We start from the raw sequence: 16,357 nt of genomic DNA on the forward strand, positions 1-16,357 counted from the left end.
CCGGCACGTCCCGCGATCCCGAGATCTGGAGAACAGTCATGGCGAACCCCTTTGACCGCGAAGACGGCACCTTCCTCGTCCTCGTCAACGCGGAGGGGCAGCACTCCCTGTGGCCGTCCTTCGCCGCCGTCCCGGAGGGCTGGTCGGTGACCCTGGAGGCCACCGACCGGGCCACCGCCGTCGCCCACATCGAGGGCAACTGGACGGACATGCGCCCGCTCAGCCTCCAGCAGCAGGGCTGACCGGCCGGGCCCGCGCCCGGAATCCGGAAGAACGCCGCCGGACGGCTCCGACCCCGCCGCCCGCCGCACCCCCAGGGCCTTCGCCCGCCGGTGCGGCGGGCGGCCGTTTTGTCCCCCGCACCCCTCCCCACCAGGCACGCGACACCCCGCCAGGACCCGTCAGTGAGCGGTCAGTTGGACGTCATCGACCCGTCATCGGGCCTGACTAATTTGCTGCTCAGAGGCCCGATTTCCGGGCACCCCAGGGCACCCGCACAGGGCACCCGCAAAAACGGAGGAAAACGAGCATGACGACGGTAGCCCCGGAGCGTCTCACCCGGATCCGCGAAATCATCGCCGAGAACATCGACGTGCACACCGAGTTCGCCGACACCGCGCTGTTCGTCGACGAGCTGGGCGCCGACTCGCTGAAGCTCATCGACGTGCTCAGCGCCCTGGAGATGGAGTACTCCATCGTCATCGACATGAACGAGCTGCCGAAGATGGTGAACGTGGAGGCCACGTACCAGGTGACCGCGACGGCCGCCGGCTGGTGATCGGGGCGGGTTCCGGGACCGGAACCCCCGCCCGCAGGCATCCCACTGCTTAAGGAGTCCCATGTCCACCGCACAGTCACCAGCGGCACCCCGCGCCGGCGTGCCCGCCGACCGCCGCCGGGTCGTCCTCACCGGCCTCGGGGCGATCTCCAGCATCGGCACGGGTGTCGAGGAGTACACCGCGGGGCTGCGGGCCGGCCGCTCCGGTGCGCGGCCGATCACCCGGTTCGACACCGAGGGGTTCGGCCAGAACATCGCCTGCGAGGTCCCCGACTTCGAGCCGGAGCGCTGGATCCGCAACGTCCCCCTCGACGACATGGGCCGCGCCGGGCAGTTCGCCGTCGCCGCCGCCCGGATGGCCGTGGAGGACGCCGGGCTCACCGAGGCCGACCTCGGCGAGCGCCAGGCCGTCATCAGCGTCGGCACCACCGACGGCGAGGGGCACGACATCGGCGTGCTGGTCGAGCAGGAGCTCGCGGCCGGGGACCCGGAGGGCATGGACCCGGTGCTGTCCCGCCGGATCAACGCCGGCCGGCTCACCACCGTCATCGCCCGCGAGCTGCGGATGCCGAACGTGGAGCCGACCACCATCACCACCGCCTGCGCGGCGGGCAACTACTCGATCGGCTACGGGCTGGACGCGATCCGCTCCGGCGAGGTCGACATCGCGCTGTGCGGCGGCGCCGACGCCGTCTGCCGCAAGGCCTTCGCGCTGTTCAAGCGCTTCGGCGCGCTCACCCCGGACGTGGTCCGCCCGTTCGACAAGAACCGCCAGGGCATCCTGACCGGCGAGGGCGCGGGCATCCTCGTCCTGGAGAGCCTGGAGTCCGCCCTCGCCCGCGGCGCGCACATCTACGCCGAGGTGCTCGGGTACGGCCTCAGCTGCGACGCCGCCCACCCGACCGCGCCGAACCGCGACGGCATCGCGCGCGGCATCCGGCTCGCCCTGGACGACGCCGGGGTCGAGCGGGACGAGATCGACTTCATCTCCGCGCACGGCACCGGCACCAAGGCCAACGACAAGACCGAGTCGGCCGCCATCGTCGACGTGTACGGCGACGCACCGCCGCGCACCGTCGCGGTGAAGTCGATGCTCGGCCACTCGATGGGCGCGGCCAGCGCGCTCGGCGCGATCGCCTGCAGCCTCGCCATCGAGCACCAGTTCATCCCGCCGACCATCAACCACGTGGAGACCGACCCCGACTGCCCGCTGGACGTCGTGCCCAACCAGGCCGTCGACGCGGAGGTCCGGATCGTGGAGAACAACTCCAGCGCCTTCGCCGGCAACAACGCCATCCTGATTCTGGGCACGTACGGAGAGCGAGTCTGACGATGACCACCGCAGCCACCCCGGCGGCCCTGCCGCCGGAGACACTCGTCATCACCGGTTGGTCGGCCGTGTCGCCGTACGGCCTGACCCGCCAGGACTTCGCGTCCGGCGTGCGCGCCGGCGCCAAGACCGCCGTCAAGGCGGACGCCGCGCTCGGCACGCTGCCGTCGCCCGACGTCTGCCTGGTGCCCGGCTTCGACATCAAGGGCCTGCTCGGCCCCACCGGCACCGCCAAGATGGACCGGCTCACCGCGCTGGCCCTGGTCGCCTCCGACGGCCTACTCAAGGACGCCGACGGCAACCGGGTGGTGGAGACCGACGACCGCACCGGTGTGGTCCTCGGCATCTCGATGGGCAGCCTGGAGAACGTCACCAACTTCCTCAAGCAGTCCTACACCAACGCGCTGCCCTTCCACGTCGACGCCGGCCGCATCCCCTTCGGCAGCCTCAACCACGCCGCCGGCGCCACCGCCATCCGGCACGACCTCAAGGGCCCCAACACCACCGTCGCCGGCGGCCGGGTCAGCGGCCTGCTCGCCCTCAACTACGCGCGGCGCCTGATGGGCCAGGGCCGGGCGACCAAGTACCTGGTCGGCTCGGCCGAGGAGTTCTCCGCCGCGCACGCCTGGATCGAGCACACCGCCGTCGCGGCCGGCGACTCCACGCCGCTGCTCGGCGAGGGCTGCGGCCTGTTCGTGGTCGAGCACGCCGGCACCGCCCAGCGCCCGGCGCTCGCCGCGGTGCTCGCGGTGGAGACCCGCGTCGACATCGACGACGACCCCGAGGCGGCCGTCACCGCGTGCGTGCAGCGCGCCCTGGCCCGCGCCGGCGTCACCGCCGACGAGGTCTGGGCCGCCGTCCCGTGCGCCGCGCCGACCGCGGCCGGCCGGGCCGAGTACGACGCGCTCGCCGCGCTGCTGCCGGCCGAGGCACTGGGCCGGGTCCCGTCCATGGAACTGCTCGGCGACACCAGCGCGGCCTCCGCGTCCTTCCAGATCCAGGCGGTGCTCGGCGTGGCCGAGGCCGACCCGGCGGCCCGGGGCCGGATCGCCCTGGTGTCCGCCGTCGACCGTGACGGCGCGGTGGGCTGCGCCGTCCTGAGACTCTTCGGGGAGCACGCGTGATCGCCCTGGTCAGCGGCGGGTCCCGGGGCATCGGCAAGGCCATCGTGCTGCGCCTGGCCCAGGACGGCTACGACGTCGCCTTCTGCTACCGCTCCAATGCCGAGGCCGCCGAGCAACTCGCCAAGCAGGCAGGCGAGTTCGGCACCCGGATCACGGCCACCCAGTGCGACGTGGCCGACCCTGAGCAGGTCCGCGACTGGTACAACCGCACCGAGCGCGAGGTCGGCCCGGTGGACGCCGCCGTCACCTCGGCCGGCATCACCCGGGACCGCCCGGTCATCCTGATGCCGGAGGACGACTGGAACCAGGTCCTGCGCACCAACCTGGACGGCGTGTACCACGTGTGCCGCGCCGCCGCCTTCGCGATGAGCAAGCGCCGCAGCGGATCGATCGTCAACCTGTCCTCGGTGTCCGGCATCTACGGCAACCTCGGCCAGGCCAACTACGCCGCGTCCAAGGCCGGCATCATCGGCTTCACCAAGTCCCTCGCCAAGGAGACCGGCCCGCGCGGCGTGCGCGCCAACGTGGTCGCGCCGGGCCTGATCGCCACCGACATGGTCGGCGACATGTCCGACGCCGCGGTGGAGCGGATGCTGAAGAACGTCGCCCTCGGCCGGGCCGGCAAGCCCGAGGAGGTGGCCGACCTGGTCTCCTTCCTGGTCTCCGACCGCGCCGCCTACATCAGCGGGTCGGTCTTCGAGATCCACGGCGGCGGCACGTTCTGATGGGAGCACGAATGCAGGGGGCCCAGGGACTGCGCGACCACTACGACGCGATCGTCGTCGGCAGCGGCATCGGCGGCCTGACCACCGCCGGCTACCTGGCGGCCGACGGGCGCAGCGTCCTCGTCCTCGAACAGCACGACATCGCCGGCGGCAACGCGCACGTGTTCCGCCGCCGGCGCAAGTACGAGTTCGACGTCGGCACGCACTACCTCGGCGACTGCGGCCCCGACGGGCACTTCCCGGCGATCCTGGCCGGCCTCGGCGTCCTGGACCGGGTGCGGTTCCGGCCGATGGACAACGAGCAGGGCTTCGACCGGATCATCACGCCCACCGCGACCGTCGACGTGCCGGCCGGCTGGGACGCCTACCGCGACCGGCTGCGGCAGGCCCTGCCCGAGGAGGCCGACCGGATCTCCTGCTTCCTCGAACTCGCCGAGAACGTGGCCGGCTCGACCCGCGCCGGCCTGAACGGCGAGTCCCTGGTCGACCTGTTCCGCAAGTCCCCGCAGACCATGCGCTGGTCCCGCCGCACCTTCGCCGACGCCCTGGGCCACTTCGGCCTCTCCGCCAAGGCGCGCACGCTGCTCGCGGCGCAGGCCGGCAACTACGGCACCATGCCCGACGGCATCAGCCTGGCCCACCACGCCTCGATGATGGACCACTACCTGCGCGGCGCGTACTACCCCGAGGGCGGCGGCCAGGCGATGGTCGCCGCGTTCGTCGAGGCGTTGGAGGCGCACGGCGGCGAACTGCGCACCCGCTGCGACGTCCGCCGCATCCTGGTCGAGAACGGGCGCGCCACCGGCGTCGAACTCACCGACGGGCAGCGGGTCTCGGCCCCGCTGGTCATCTCCAACGCGGACTACCGGCGCACCGTCCTCGACCTGTGCGGCGGCGAGGACGCCTTCCCCGCCGAGGTGGTGGCCCGCACCCGCGCGGCGACCATGCGCGGCTCCTTCGTCTCGGTGTACATCGGGCTCGACACCGAACTGCCGGGCCTGCCCAACGCCAACCTCTGGTGGCACGACAGCGACGACATGGAGGGCGCGCACGCCGCCATGCTGGAGCGGTACGCGCGGGACGGCTCGATGGACTCGGTGCCGGCGCTCACCTTCTCCTTCGCCTCCCTCAAGGACCCGGGCGCCACCGCCGTCTGCCCGCCCGGCCACAGCAACTTCCAGCTCATGACGGGCCTGCCGCCCGGCTACGGGTTCTGGGGCCTGGAGGGCGGCCCGGCCGACGGCGAGCCCTACCGCCGCAACGCCGCCTACCTCGCCCGCAAGCAGCAGCTCACCGAGGTCATGCTGGCCACCGCCGAGAAGGTCATCGGCCCGTTCCGGGAGCGCATCACCCACCTGGAGACGGCCACCCCGCTCACCCACGAGCGCTACATCCGGGCCACCGGCGGCACCCCGTACGGCATGGCCAGCTGGGGCGGCTCCAACCAGCGGCCGGACGTGCGCACCGAGGTCGAGGGCCTGTACGTGGTCGGCCAGAGCGTCCGCTACGGCAGCGGCATCGCCGCGGTCGCGAACAGCGGCATGGCCGCCGCCTCCGACATCATCGGCCGCGGACTGCTGCGCGAGGTGTTCGGCGGCGCGGTGCTCGGCGACCCCTCCCGGCTGCCCGACCGCGGCCCGGACTGGGACCCGCTGGTGGTCTCGCGCGGGCGGGCGCGGCAGCGCGCCAAGGGCCTGGCCCGCATCGGCTGACCCCTCCTCCGCCCCTCCCGTTTCCCCACCCTCCGATCCGCACCCCTCCGACCAGGAGCACTGTTCCCATGAATCAGGTCCCTCCCTTCGCCGTGGTCTCCGGCGCCCAGGTGCACGAGGCCCTCAACGGGCACGAGGACGAGGTCGTCGCCACGGTCGAGGCCGCGTACCGGCTGCACGGCGAGGGGCAGACGGTCAACCCGGACTCGTACTTCCTGCGCTTCCCCGACCGCCCGTCCTCCCGGATCATCGCGCTGCCGGCCTCGGTCAAGGGCGAGGTCGGCGTGCACGGCATCAAGTGGATCTCCAGCTTCCCGGACAACGTGGCGGCCGGCCTCCCGCGCGCCTCGGCCGTCCTGATCCTCAACGACGCCGAGACCGGCTACCCGTTCGCCTGCCTGGAGAGCTCGATCATCAGCGCGGCGCGCACCGCCGCCTCCGCGGCCCTCGCGGCGGCCCGGCTCGCCGACGCCCGCGGCCAGCGCCCGACCCGGGTCGGCTTCTTCGGCGTCGGCCTGATCGCCCGCTACGTGCACACCTACCTCGCCGCCAACGGCTTCGACTTCACCGCGGCCGGCGTCCACGACCTGTCCGCCGAGCACGCCGAGGGCTTCTCCGACTACCTGCGCCGGGCCGAGGGCGAGGGCGTGGAGATCACCGTCCACGACAAGGCCGAGGACCTGATCCGCTCCAGCGACCTGGTGGTCTTCGCCACCATCGCCGGCGAGCCGCACGTGACGGACCCGCAGTGGTTCTCGCACAACCCGCTGGTGCTGCACGTCTCGCTGCGCGACCTCTCCCCCGAGATCGTCCTCGACTCGTGGAACGTCGTCGACGACATCGAGCACTGCATGAAGGCCGGCACCTCGCCGCACCTGGCCGAACAGCGCGTCGGCCACCGCGAGTTCGTCGCCGGCACGCTCTACGACGTGCTCACCGGCACGATCACCCCGCCGTCCGACCGGCCGGTGGTCTTCTCCCCGTTCGGCCTCGGCGTGCTCGACATGGCCGTCGCCAAGCACGTCTACGACCGCGTCCTCGCGGCCGGGCAGCTGCACACCGTCCCGGACTTCTTCCACGAGCTCAAGCGCTACGGCTGAGCCCTCCCCACCCTGCCCCAGAGGCCCGCCCGCGCTCCCGGCGCCGGCGGGCCTCCGGCCTTTCCCGCCGCCCCGCCCCCTCCGCTGACGGCCAACTGACGGCACGCTGACCGAACGGCCCCACGGCCCCCCGACGCCTTGTCCGTGCCATGGACGGCCGCCCAGAATCACCCGCATGAGATCCTTTGCCAACCTGGCCGAATTCACCGGGGCGACCGGGGAGCACCTCGGCTACAGCGAATGGCTCGACGTCACCCAGCACAGCGTCGACCAGTTCGCCGACGCCACCGGCGACCTCCAGTGGATCCACGTGGACCCGGAGCGCGCCGCCACCGGCCCGTTCGGCGGGACCATCGTCCACGGCTACATGACGCTCGGCCTGCTGCCCGCGATGATGCGCGCGATCTTCGAGATCCACAACGTCAAACTGGGCGTCAACTTCGGCCTGGACAAGGTCCGCTTCCCCCGCCCGATCCCGGTCGGCGCCCGGGTCCGCGGCGGCGCCAAGGTCACCAGCGTCCGCGAGACCCCGATGGGCCACCTGGCCGCGGTCCGGATGACGGTGGAGGTCGAGGGCCAGCAGCACGCGGCCTGCGTGGCGGACACCCTGTCCCTCTTCGTCGCCGCCCCCGACACCGCCGAGGGCGGCTCGGACGGCTTCTGAGCCCGCCCGCCGACGTCACCGCCGCCGCCAGGTAGAAGAACCTCCCCCTCCGGTCGTGCAAGAGGGGGGTTATTACTACCGATTCCGGCACGCCGTCCCCGCCAGAATGGTCACACGGCCACCACGGCCGCGGCACAGCGAACGGCACAGAGAGGAGCGGGTCATGGACCGCACGATGAAGCTCGGGGGAAGCCCCTCGGCGGTCGAGATCAGGGGATTCTCCGTCCCCGCCGGATTCACCGGGCTGCGGCGGGCACTGGCCCTCTGCTGGATGTCCGTCGCGGCCTTCGGACGCTCGCTCGGGGTCACCGGCGCGATCTCCCTCGTCGGCCCCGGCCTCGGCCTGGTGCCGCGGGCCATGGAGCGCGTCCGGGCACTGGCCGCCCGCCAGCGCGGCCTGTCCGAGCGCTGGTCCGGCGTGCAGATCCCCGGCCCGCCCAGCGGCCTGCCGGCCGCCCCCGAGGGCGCCTCGGGGGCCGTCGCCCGCTACCGCTGGATCATGAGCGACCCGCAGACCAAGCGGGAGTTCACCTGGGTGCTCACCGACCCGATCGCCGGCGGCTTCCTCGCCTTCATGCCGATCGCCGTCCTGCTCAGCGGCTTCTGGGGCATCTTCCTGGCCTTCTTCGGCGTCCCGCTGTCGACCCAGTGGGACGGCCTCTGGTACCAGTTCATCCCGATCGACGGCCAGGCCACCGCGGTGCTGGCCGGCGTCCTCGGCGTCCTGCAACTGCCGCTGGCCCTGTGGATGGCCCCCCGCGCCGTCCGCAAGCACGCCCTGTACACCCACTCCATGCTCGCCCCCAGCGAGCAGGAACTGATGGCCAGCCGGATCCAGCACCTCACCACCACCCGCAGCACCGCCGTCGACACCCAGATGGCCGAGATCCGGCGGATCGAACGCGACCTGCACGACGGCGCCCAGGCCCGTCTGGTCGCGATGGGCATGACCCTGGACGCCGCCGAACACCTGCTGGAGACCAACCCCGAGGCCGTCCGGGCCCTGCTCATCGAGGCCCGCCAGTCCTCCTCCAAGGCCCTGGAGGAGATCCGCAACCTGGTCCGCGGCATCCACCCGCCGGTCCTCGCCGACCGCGGACTCGCCGACGCGGTGCGGGCGCTGGCCATGGTCTGCCCGGTCCCCACCGAGGTCGTCGTCGACCTCCCCGGCCGCCCCGAGATGCCCGTCGAGTCCGCCGCCTACTTCGCGATCTCGGAGATCCTCACCAACGTCGCCAAGCACTCCGGCGCCGACCGGGCCTGGATCGACATCCGTTACGATCACGGCATGCTGCGCATCACCGTGACCGACAGCGGCCGCGGCGGCGCCGACGCCACCCGGGGCACCGGCCTGCGCGGCATCGAGCGACGACTCAGCACGTTCGACGGGGTCCTGGCCGTGAACAGCCCCGTCAACGGCCCGACCATGGTGACGATGGAGCTTCCGTGCGTATTGTCCTCGCCGAAGACCACTTCCTCCTGAGGGACGGCCTGATCCGCCTCCTCCAGGCCTACGGACACGAGGTGGTGGCCGCCGTCGACAACGGCGCCGACCTCCTCGCAGCCCTCACCGAGCAGCAGCCGGACGTCGCGGTCGTCGACGTCCGGCTTCCGCCGAACTTCACCGACGAGGGCCTGCGCGCCGTCCTCACCGCCCGCCGCACCATGCCCGACCTCCCGGTCCTGCTCCTCTCCCAGTACGTCGAACCGCTCTACGCCCGCGAACTCCTCGCCAGCGGCGGCCGCGGCGTCGGCTACATGCTCAAGGACCGCGTCACCAACGGCTCCCAGTTCCTCGACTCGATCCGCCGCGTCGCCGACGGCGGCACCGCGATGGACCCCGACGTCATCTCCCAGCTCCTCGTCCGCAAGGAACGCGACGAGAACGTCGGCAGCCTCACCGACCGCGAACGCGAAGTCCTCGAATGGCTCGCCCAGGGCCGCTCCAACGCCGGCATCGCCCAGGGCCTCTTCATCACCGAGAAGGCCGTCGCCAAGCACATCAGCAACATCTTCACCAAGCTCGGCCTCCTCCCCACCGACGGCGACAACCGCCGCGTCCTCGCCGTCCTCGCCTACCTCGACCAGTAACCCGCCCCACCCCGCCCACGCAAAAGCCCCAGGTCATAAACCACATGACCTGGGGCTTCCGTCTTCCCGAGCCGCCTGCGGAATTCGAACCCGCGACCTACGCATGACGGGCCCGAAAGTGATCATGACGGCTACTGCCGCCATCTTCATCAGATCACCGTCGACGGCGAATGCTTGCTCAGGTAGCTCTTGAACGTCCTACGGATTTCCCCTTGGAGGTAGCCCGCTTGGGGCGAGTTGGGCACCACATCACGCTCGAAGCCTCTCCCACGGGCATCGAGGTATCGCACGATGCTGGAGGAGCCAATGTTGGAGACGAAGAGTTCGCCCTGAGTCCGGATATCAGCCCGGAGCCCCTCGAAGTTCCGGGCAAGCCCGATCCCGAGGTTCGAGAGGTAGTACTTGCACTCGACGATGAGCACGCACGTACTCCCGCGTGGCGCGATCTGTTGCGCACGACTCAGCGCAGCCTCGTCGGCCGGCAGTACAAGCACGTCGCATTCGTGCAGGACACCAGACGTTCCTTGCACATAGACCCCGAGGTGGACCTCAAGGGCCGGAGCACCGTCAAACTCGATAACGGCATGAGTGAATGGGTGGCTGTTGGCGTAGAGCTGACCAGGGCCGGTGCGGAAAAGGAGACTGCCGACCTTCGACCCGCCCACGTCCTCGTAGGTGACGGTGGCCCCGTGCCGACTCGCAGTACCGACGATCAGCGAGAAGACGTACCCCTCGTAGACGTCCGACAGCTTGGATGCCGCGTCGTAAGACACCGTACCTGCGCCCAGCAGACTCTTGATCTCACCGATCAGCTGGTCGACCTTGCTCAACTGCGCACCCCGTCTGTTACGTCGTCGAAGAGAAGGCTGACGCTTTCGCGCCGCTCCGCCGCCACTCGGTTGGCCACGATGGTGGATTGTGAGCGGCGAGGCCTGGTGCTCTCGTCAGGCTCGAATACGACGCCCTGGATGACGCTGCGACTTCCCGTATCGCTGTCCGGTACGGACTGGAGCACCTTCAGGGTCTCCCCTTCGATCTCAGGCAACTCGACGAAAAGCCGCTTCAGAGCATCGAGAAGGAGCAACACACGCTCCTCTTCGGTCATGGGCCGGGTGGTGATGACGAGCGTCCCCCGCTTACGCGAGGCCTCGAATTCGGCAGAGCCCAGCTCACGACGGTCCAAGACCTGGTATCGGGCCGCCTCAGCCGCTGGGCTGGTCGGCTGGCGGTCCTCTCCGCGGCGGTGAGGGCGCCGCCGGAGGATCTTCTCCTCGGGCACGCCCGCCGCAATCGCGTCATCGACGTCGTCAAGGACCCACTGCAAGTCGGTGCCGGACAGCGCCTCCCGGAGTTCCCGTTCTACGCGCCGCAGTTCGAACTGGTTCACGCCCCTCCTCTGGTGTGCCATCCACAATGAAGCAGCCAGAGAACCCTACTTGCAGCAACCGACAACCGGAGGGGAGCACAACTTGGCGAAGCGTGGGGCGGCCACCTGGTCGATCTCCTCGGCAAGGTTCCTCTCCGTGACGGTGAGACCGGACGGTGCGTGGTCATGGATGATCCGCGACAGGACACCCACGTGGTCGTCATCCAGCACGACAACGGCTTCGTTGGGGTGCTTCTCAGCGTCCACGACAGCACGAGCGACCCGAAGTGCTTCGGACAGGAAGTCCAGTGCATCCTGGGCGTTCTGGATGATCCGGTCCCGCAGCTGCCTTATCCGCTCCGCGAGGGCGGTGTACTTCGCGGATTCTGGTTCGACGCCCTTGTCGAGGGCAGCCTTGATCCGGTCCAGAATCTCCGCCGCGGACGGCGGCTTCTCGTCCTCCCTAGGTCCTTGCCGGCGTCAGCGAACTTGTGGACGGTCGTGGAGATGACACCGCCCACGTCGTCGGCCAGCAGGGAGTGCAACGCTTGGCTGGTGGCGGGCCGATGGAAGTAGGAGTCGCCCATAGCGGAGGTACAGGCCTTGGAGGTCTGTCGGACGAGCTGGGTCCGGTCCGAAAGCAGGATGATCGTGGGTGACTCGGTGCGGGCGTCGGCCAGCAGCAGCGAGGCGGCGAACACCATCAGCAGCGTCTTGCCGGAACCCTGGTGATGCCAGATCAGGAGAAGTGACCAGACAACCTTCCCGGAGGCTGCGGTCAGGTAGTAACCCCAGCGATTGGCCATCTCGCTCACCAGGAACAACCCGCGTCCGCCGGTGGCGTCCACTCCCACCTCTCGCCGTACTGGCGGTCGGGGATCGCGGTCTCCGACTTGGACGAGCAGGCCGACGCCGGTGACCGATCCCAACCCGCCCGTCACCACCGACACCGACGACGGGGCCGCCGTGCTCGACGCCGTCGAGGCCTTCCACCTCCGCTTCAAGCCATACCCACCTGCTCGACACCTTCGAGTCCACCCCGCGCATCGCGTTCCTCTCCCCGGAGCCCGGATCGGGCAAGACCCGTGCGCTGGAGATCGTAAGGACGCTCGCCCCGCGCCCGATGCTCACCACCGACGTCAGCCCCGCCGCGCTGTTCCGGTCCGTCTGTGACCCCGACGCCCGGCCCACGGTGCTGTTCGACGAGACCACCTTCGGCCCCAAGGCCGCCGGGAACGACGACCTGCGCGGCCTCCGACCCGTGAGGCCGCCAGGCGAATGGGCAACGCGCTCTGGCCCCACCCGGCCGGAACTGAGACCACAACTGAGACCGCGAACACGCGGGCGGCCCGCGCGCGACGGCGGCGGCGGATGCAGTAAAGGCAAAAGCCCCAGGTCACGGCGAGTGAGTCCTGGGGCTTCTACAGAGCCGCCTGCGGGATTCGAACCCGCGACCTACGCATTACGAGTGCGTTGCTCTGGCCAGCTGAGCTAAGGCGGCACCGTTGTCACGCGTGGTGGCAACGCGGGCCAGTCTACACAGGTTTCGAGGGTGATCCACACCCGGTTGGCGGGGGTGGGGGTCAGGCGGAGGAGACGGCGAGTTTGGCGGCGAAGCCGGCGAAGAGGACGGCGACGCCGCTGGTGAGGGTGGCGGAGAGGCGCCTGCGGCGGCGGAAGGTGGCGGCGAGGGTGGTGCCGGCGAAGATCAGCAGGGAGAGGTAGAGCACGCTGAAGGTCTGGAGGATGCCGCCGAGCAGGCCGAAGGAGAGGGCCGGCTGACCGTAGGCCGGGTCGACGAACTGGGTGAAGAAGGAGAGCAGGAAGAGGATCGCCTTCGGGTTCAGCAGGCTGATCACCAGGGCGCGGCGGAACGGGCGCTCGACGGGTTCGGCGGTGGCGGCGGGGTTGTCGGGGTTGTCGGGGTTGTCGGCGGTCCGGCGTTCGCGCCAGAGCTGGCGGGCGGCGCGGAGCATGCCGTAGCCGATCCAGAGCAGGTAGGCGGCGCCGCCGAGCTTGACCACGGCGAAGACGGCCGGGTTGGCCTTGAGGAGGGAGGCGGCGCCCAGCGAGGTGAGGCTGATCAGGGTGAGGTCGCCGACGAAGACGCCGGCGGCGGCCTGGTAGCCGGTCCGGATGCCCTTGCGGGCGGCGACGGACAGCACGTACAGGGAGTTGGGGCCGGGCAGTAGGACGATGACGAGGGCGCCGAGGACGTACGTCGCCAGGTCGTTGACTCCGAGCACGGTGCGCTCCGGGGAGGGGAGGGGATGAGGGCGGGGGGCGCTCATCGTAACGTCGCACCGGCGGTCGGTTGAAGCGGAAACCATCCCGCCTACCGGGCGCAGCGCTTGCCCGGCTCCGGTGCCTCGCCCGCCAGCAGGTAGCGGTTGACCACGCCGTCCACGCAGGCGTCGTGGTGCCCGTACGCGGTGTGGCCGTCCCCGTCGTAGGTGAGCAGGCGTCCGGACTCCAGTTGCCCGGCCAGCGCCTGGGCCCACGCGTACGGGGTGGCCGGGTCGCGGGTGGTGCCGACGACGACGATGGGGGCGGCGCCGGCGGCCCGGATGGTGTGCGCCGTGCCGGTGGCCCGGACCGGCCAGTAGGTGCAGGCCAGCGCCATCCACGCCATGTCGCGGCCGAAGTGCGGCGAGGCCTGTTCGAAGTCCGGCACGGCGCGCTGGACGTCCTCCGGCCCGGCGAACGGGGCGGGCAGGTCGAGGCAGTTCACCGCCGTGTTGGCGAACATCAGGTTGGGGTACGAGCCGTCCGTCTCGCGCCCGTAGTAGGAGTCGGAGAGCCTCAGCAGGCTGGTGCCGTCGCCGGCCTTGGCATCGGTGAGCGCGGTGCGCAGTTTGGGCCAGAGGAAGTCGGCGTACATGGCCTGGATGACGCCGGTGGTCGCCTGGGCCGCGGTGAGTCGGCGGCCGTGGTCGGTGCTGGGCAGCGGGTCGGCCTGGACGGTGGCGAGCAGGGCGGTGAGCTGATCGCCGATCTGCTGTTCGGTGCGGCCGAGCGGGCAGTCCTCGTGCTTGGCGCAGTCCTTGGCGAAGGCGGCCCAGGCGGTCTCGAAGCCGCCGGCCTGGGTGCGGTTGCCGGTGACCGAGTCGAGCGACGGGTCCACCGCGCCGTCCAGCACCAGCCGCCCGACCCGGCCGGGGAAGAGCCCCGCGTAGGTGGCGCCGAGGAAGGTGCCGTAGGACTTGCCGACGTAGTTCAGCCGCTCGTCGCCGAGCAGGGCGCGCAGCACGTCCATGTCGCGGGCGGCCTCGACGGTGCCGAGGTGGCCGAGCGCCGCCCCGGCGCGCTGCCGGCAGCCCTCCGCGAACTCCTTGTCGGCGGCGATCAGCGCGTCGATTCCGTGCTGGTCGCCGGGGGTGAGGTCGACGGCGGTGTAGGCGTCCATCCGGTCGCCGCTCAGGCAGGTGACCGGGTTGCTGCGGCCGACTCCGCGCGGGTCGAGGCCGACCAGGTCGTACCGAGCGCGCACGCCGCTGTCGTACGTCCGGGCGGCGGCCTCCAGGTACTCGACCGCCGAGCCGCCGGGCCCGCCGGGGTTGAGCAGCAGCGAGCCGAGCCGGCCGCCCCCGCCCCCCTCCTCGGAACCCGAGCCCGAGCCCGCTGGGACGGCGGTGGCGCGGGCCGCCACCAGGGTGAGGTCGCCGTCGCCGGGCCGGTCGTAGTCCAGCGGCACCCGGAAGGCGGTGCACTCGAACCCGCCGTCGCACGGCTGCCAGTCGAGCCGCTGCGCGTAGTACGGGGCCAGCCCGGCCGGGACGGCGGCGGGCAGCGGCTCCAGCGGCGTGACCCCGGGCGGGGCCGGGGTGGACGGCTCCACGGCCCCGGCCGCGTTCGACGAGGCCGCCCCGGCGGGACCGGACGGCCCGCCGCCCCCCACCCCGGACGAACCCGATGAACCCGATGAACCCGACGAACCCGCACCGCACCCGCCCACCAGCAGCCCGACGGCGAGCGCCGCGGCCAGTACTCGCCCGGTGGCCCTCATCCGACCCCTCGCGATCATCCGAGCCCTCTCGATCGTCACCCCGGGTCGTCGCCCGGCGACCCGCCTCGCATTGCACCACAGCGCGCCGCCCGGCACCCGCCACGGGCACCGGGCGGCGACGCCCCGTCCACACCGGGTCAGGACGCCTTGGCCAGCGCGTCGGCCAGGTACTGCGCCGCCTGCCGGACGAGCCGCATCCGCTCCCGGTCGGGGGTGTAGTCCTGCACGTTGTCGGAGATCTTCACTTCGGCCTTGGCCGCCGGTCCGGCCCCGGCCTGGAGCGCGGCCTGGAGCTTGCGGGCCGTGTCCAGCCCGGCCGTGTCGGCCTTGGCGGCGGCCAGCAGGAGCTTCGCCGCGCTGCCGGCCGGGGCCTCGGCGCCGGCCTGGGTGAGCGCGGCGGCGTCGTAGCGGCCGGACACCGCGGCGGCCGCGCCGTACAGGTCGGGGCGGGACAGCCCGGCGGCGGCCGCGCACGGCGCACCGCCCTCGACGCCGAGGGTGCCCCAGGAGGCCGGGCCGGGCGCCAGGATGCGGAACGAGGCGGCGATGGCGGCGCGCAGCGTCTCGTCGTCGGCGACGGCGGCCGGCGCGGCGGCGACCAGGTCGCAGGGGTGCGCGGTGCCGTTCGGCGCCTCGGGGGCGACCAGGATGAAGGGGCGCGCGCGACCGGTCTGCAGGGCCGCGGTGAGGCCCTCGAAGACGTCCGGGACCTCGGCGTCGGCGGTCTTGCGCGGGGTGGCCGCCTGCATCACGACGACCGGGAAGCGCGCGTTCGGCTCCTTGGCGTACTGCGGCGGCAGCCAGACCCGGACGGTGCGCGGCTGCCCGTCCGGGCCGGGCACGGCGGACTGCAGCAGTTCGCCGCCGCCCGGCTGACCGACGCCGTCGAAGTGGCTCACGGCGGCCGCCGGGGCGCCGGAGGCTGCGGCCGGCTCCGCCACGACAGGCGGCGCCGGCTGCTGCCGGACCGCCGGTCCCCCGCCAGGGCCCGCACCCGCCGCGCCGACCATCGACTCGGCCCGGTCCGATTCCTGACCGCGGGGGGTCAGGCCGCCGAACGCCCCGAGCGCCGTGAGCAGCGTCAGCGCGGTGACGCAGACCCCGCAGATCATCGCTCCGGCCGCCCGCACCAGCATCGGCCAGCGTTCACCGGCCAGTTCGTAGGTCGCGGCGGCGCGCAGGTCGCGCCAGCGCTGGAGCGCGCCGCGGGCCAGCCAGATCCCGCCCAGCGCGGCCATCAGCAGGGGGATGACGAGGAGCGAACGAACCATGGGACGCACCGCCTCGGGAGGAGGGCCGACGCCGGACGGGACCCGGTGCCGTACGGGGGCGACGGCCCCGGCACCGGGGCACAGTCGGCCCCCAGCGTGCACAACGGGCGGACGGTCGCACGCGGGTGTGCCCGGCGCGTATCGATCGTTCACTCGAAGGTGGGACAACGGGACGGCTCCGGGAGGCCTA

Annotated in this window: 17 protein-coding genes and 1 tRNA gene; 10 read left to right on the forward strand and 8 right to left on the reverse strand. The window is 71.9% G+C overall.

The features are described from left to right. The first annotated feature begins 38 nt into the window (after window positions 1-38). The 10 genes from ACFWPT_RS03090 to ACFWPT_RS03135 all read left to right on the forward strand — a co-directional run bounded on the left by ACFWPT_RS03090 (window position 39) and on the right by ACFWPT_RS03135 (window position 9,524). The gene (locus tag ACFWPT_RS03090; protein WP_063348727.1) at window positions 39-242 is read left to right on the forward strand and encodes an MbtH family protein; all 204 of its coding nucleotides are present in this window, start codon (window positions 39-41) and stop codon (window positions 240-242) included. 287 nt (window positions 243-529) lie between these two features. Continuing rightward, entirely contained in the window at window positions 530-778 is a 249-nt protein-coding gene (locus ACFWPT_RS03095) for an acyl carrier protein (protein WP_063348726.1), read from the forward strand. Between the two features lie 61 nt (window positions 779-839). Then, on the forward strand, window positions 840-2,108 hold the full coding sequence (locus ACFWPT_RS03100; RefSeq protein ID WP_380372974.1) for a beta-ketoacyl-[acyl-carrier-protein] synthase family protein: 1,269 nt from the start codon (window positions 840-842) through the stop codon (window positions 2,106-2,108). A 2-nt stretch (window positions 2,109-2,110) separates the two neighbouring features. Then, entirely contained in the window at window positions 2,111-3,232 is a 1,122-nt protein-coding gene (locus ACFWPT_RS03105; protein WP_380479094.1) for a beta-ketoacyl synthase N-terminal-like domain-containing protein, read from the forward strand. After that, window positions 3,229-3,957: a 3-oxoacyl-ACP reductase FabG gene (gene fabG / locus ACFWPT_RS03110; RefSeq protein WP_063348724.1), complete on the forward strand. Its 729-nt coding sequence runs from the start codon at window positions 3,229-3,231 to the stop codon at window positions 3,955-3,957. Before ACFWPT_RS03105 ends, fabG begins: the two co-directional genes overlap by 4 nt. 11 nt (window positions 3,958-3,968) lie before the next feature. Next, window positions 3,969-5,669, forward strand: a complete 1,701-nt coding sequence (locus tag ACFWPT_RS03115; RefSeq protein ID WP_380479096.1) for a phytoene desaturase family protein — start codon at window positions 3,969-3,971, stop codon at window positions 5,667-5,669. Window positions 5,670-5,737: 68 nt separating this feature from the next. After that, a complete protein-coding gene (gene sbnB / locus ACFWPT_RS03120) occupies window positions 5,738-6,769 on the forward strand; it encodes a 2,3-diaminopropionate biosynthesis protein SbnB (protein WP_380372982.1) in 1,032 nt (343 codons plus the stop codon). A gap of 175 nt (window positions 6,770-6,944) precedes the next feature. Further along, window positions 6,945-7,433, forward strand: coding sequence for a MaoC family dehydratase (locus ACFWPT_RS03125; RefSeq protein WP_063348721.1), 489 nt, complete (start codon window positions 6,945-6,947; stop codon window positions 7,431-7,433). A gap of 163 nt (window positions 7,434-7,596) precedes the next feature. Then, window positions 7,597-8,916, forward strand: coding sequence for a histidine kinase (locus ACFWPT_RS03130; protein WP_063348720.1), 1,320 nt, complete (start codon window positions 7,597-7,599; stop codon window positions 8,914-8,916). After that, entirely contained in the window at window positions 8,880-9,524 is a 645-nt protein-coding gene (locus tag ACFWPT_RS03135; protein ID WP_063348719.1) for a response regulator transcription factor, read from the forward strand. The genes ACFWPT_RS03130 and ACFWPT_RS03135 overlap by 37 nt, the downstream gene beginning before the upstream one ends. 149 nt (window positions 9,525-9,673) lie before the next feature. Here the strand turns inward: ACFWPT_RS03135 and ACFWPT_RS03140 are convergent, their stop codons facing one another. The 8 genes from ACFWPT_RS03140 to ACFWPT_RS03175 all read right to left on the reverse strand — a co-directional run bounded on the left by ACFWPT_RS03140 (window position 9,674) and on the right by ACFWPT_RS03175 (window position 16,167). Further along, entirely contained in the window at window positions 9,674-10,354 is a 681-nt protein-coding gene (locus tag ACFWPT_RS03140) for a hypothetical protein (protein WP_380479099.1), read from the reverse strand. Beyond that, window positions 10,351-10,911 carry a hypothetical protein gene (locus ACFWPT_RS03145; protein WP_380479101.1) on the reverse strand — a complete coding sequence of 187 codons (561 nt, stop codon included), beginning with the start codon at window positions 10,909-10,911 and terminating at the stop codon, window positions 10,351-10,353. Before ACFWPT_RS03145 ends, ACFWPT_RS03140 begins: the two co-directional genes overlap by 4 nt. Window positions 10,912-10,956: 45 nt before the next feature. Further along, the gene (locus ACFWPT_RS03150; RefSeq protein ID WP_380479104.1) at window positions 10,957-11,157 is read right to left on the reverse strand and encodes a hypothetical protein; all 201 of its coding nucleotides are present in this window, start codon (window positions 11,155-11,157) and stop codon (window positions 10,957-10,959) included. Between the two features lie 83 nt (window positions 11,158-11,240). Continuing rightward, window positions 11,241-11,738: a DEAD/DEAH box helicase family protein gene (locus tag ACFWPT_RS03155; RefSeq protein ID WP_380479107.1), complete on the reverse strand. Its 498-nt coding sequence runs from the start codon at window positions 11,736-11,738 to the stop codon at window positions 11,241-11,243. Window positions 11,739-12,317: 579 nt separating this feature from the next. Next, a tRNA-Thr gene (locus ACFWPT_RS03160) sits at window positions 12,318-12,391 on the reverse strand. Between the two features lie 82 nt (window positions 12,392-12,473). Further along, window positions 12,474-13,136 (reverse strand): leucine efflux protein LeuE, encoded by a 663-nt coding sequence (leuE, locus tag ACFWPT_RS03165; RefSeq protein WP_380479110.1) that lies wholly within the window; start codon window positions 13,134-13,136, stop codon window positions 12,474-12,476. 89 nt (window positions 13,137-13,225) lie between these two features. Next, window positions 13,226-14,914, reverse strand: a complete 1,689-nt coding sequence (locus tag ACFWPT_RS03170; protein WP_380479113.1) for an alpha/beta hydrolase — start codon at window positions 14,912-14,914, stop codon at window positions 13,226-13,228. Between the two features lie 119 nt (window positions 14,915-15,033). After that, entirely contained in the window at window positions 15,034-16,167 is a 1,134-nt protein-coding gene (locus tag ACFWPT_RS03175; protein ID WP_380479116.1) for a hypothetical protein, read from the reverse strand. Window positions 16,168-16,357 lie beyond the last annotated feature (190 nt).

Origin of the sequence: Kitasatospora sp. NPDC058478 (assembly GCF_042720345.1) — a bacterium.
In the GTDB taxonomy this organism is placed as follows: Bacteria; Actinomycetota; Actinomycetes; order Streptomycetales; family Streptomycetaceae; genus Kitasatospora.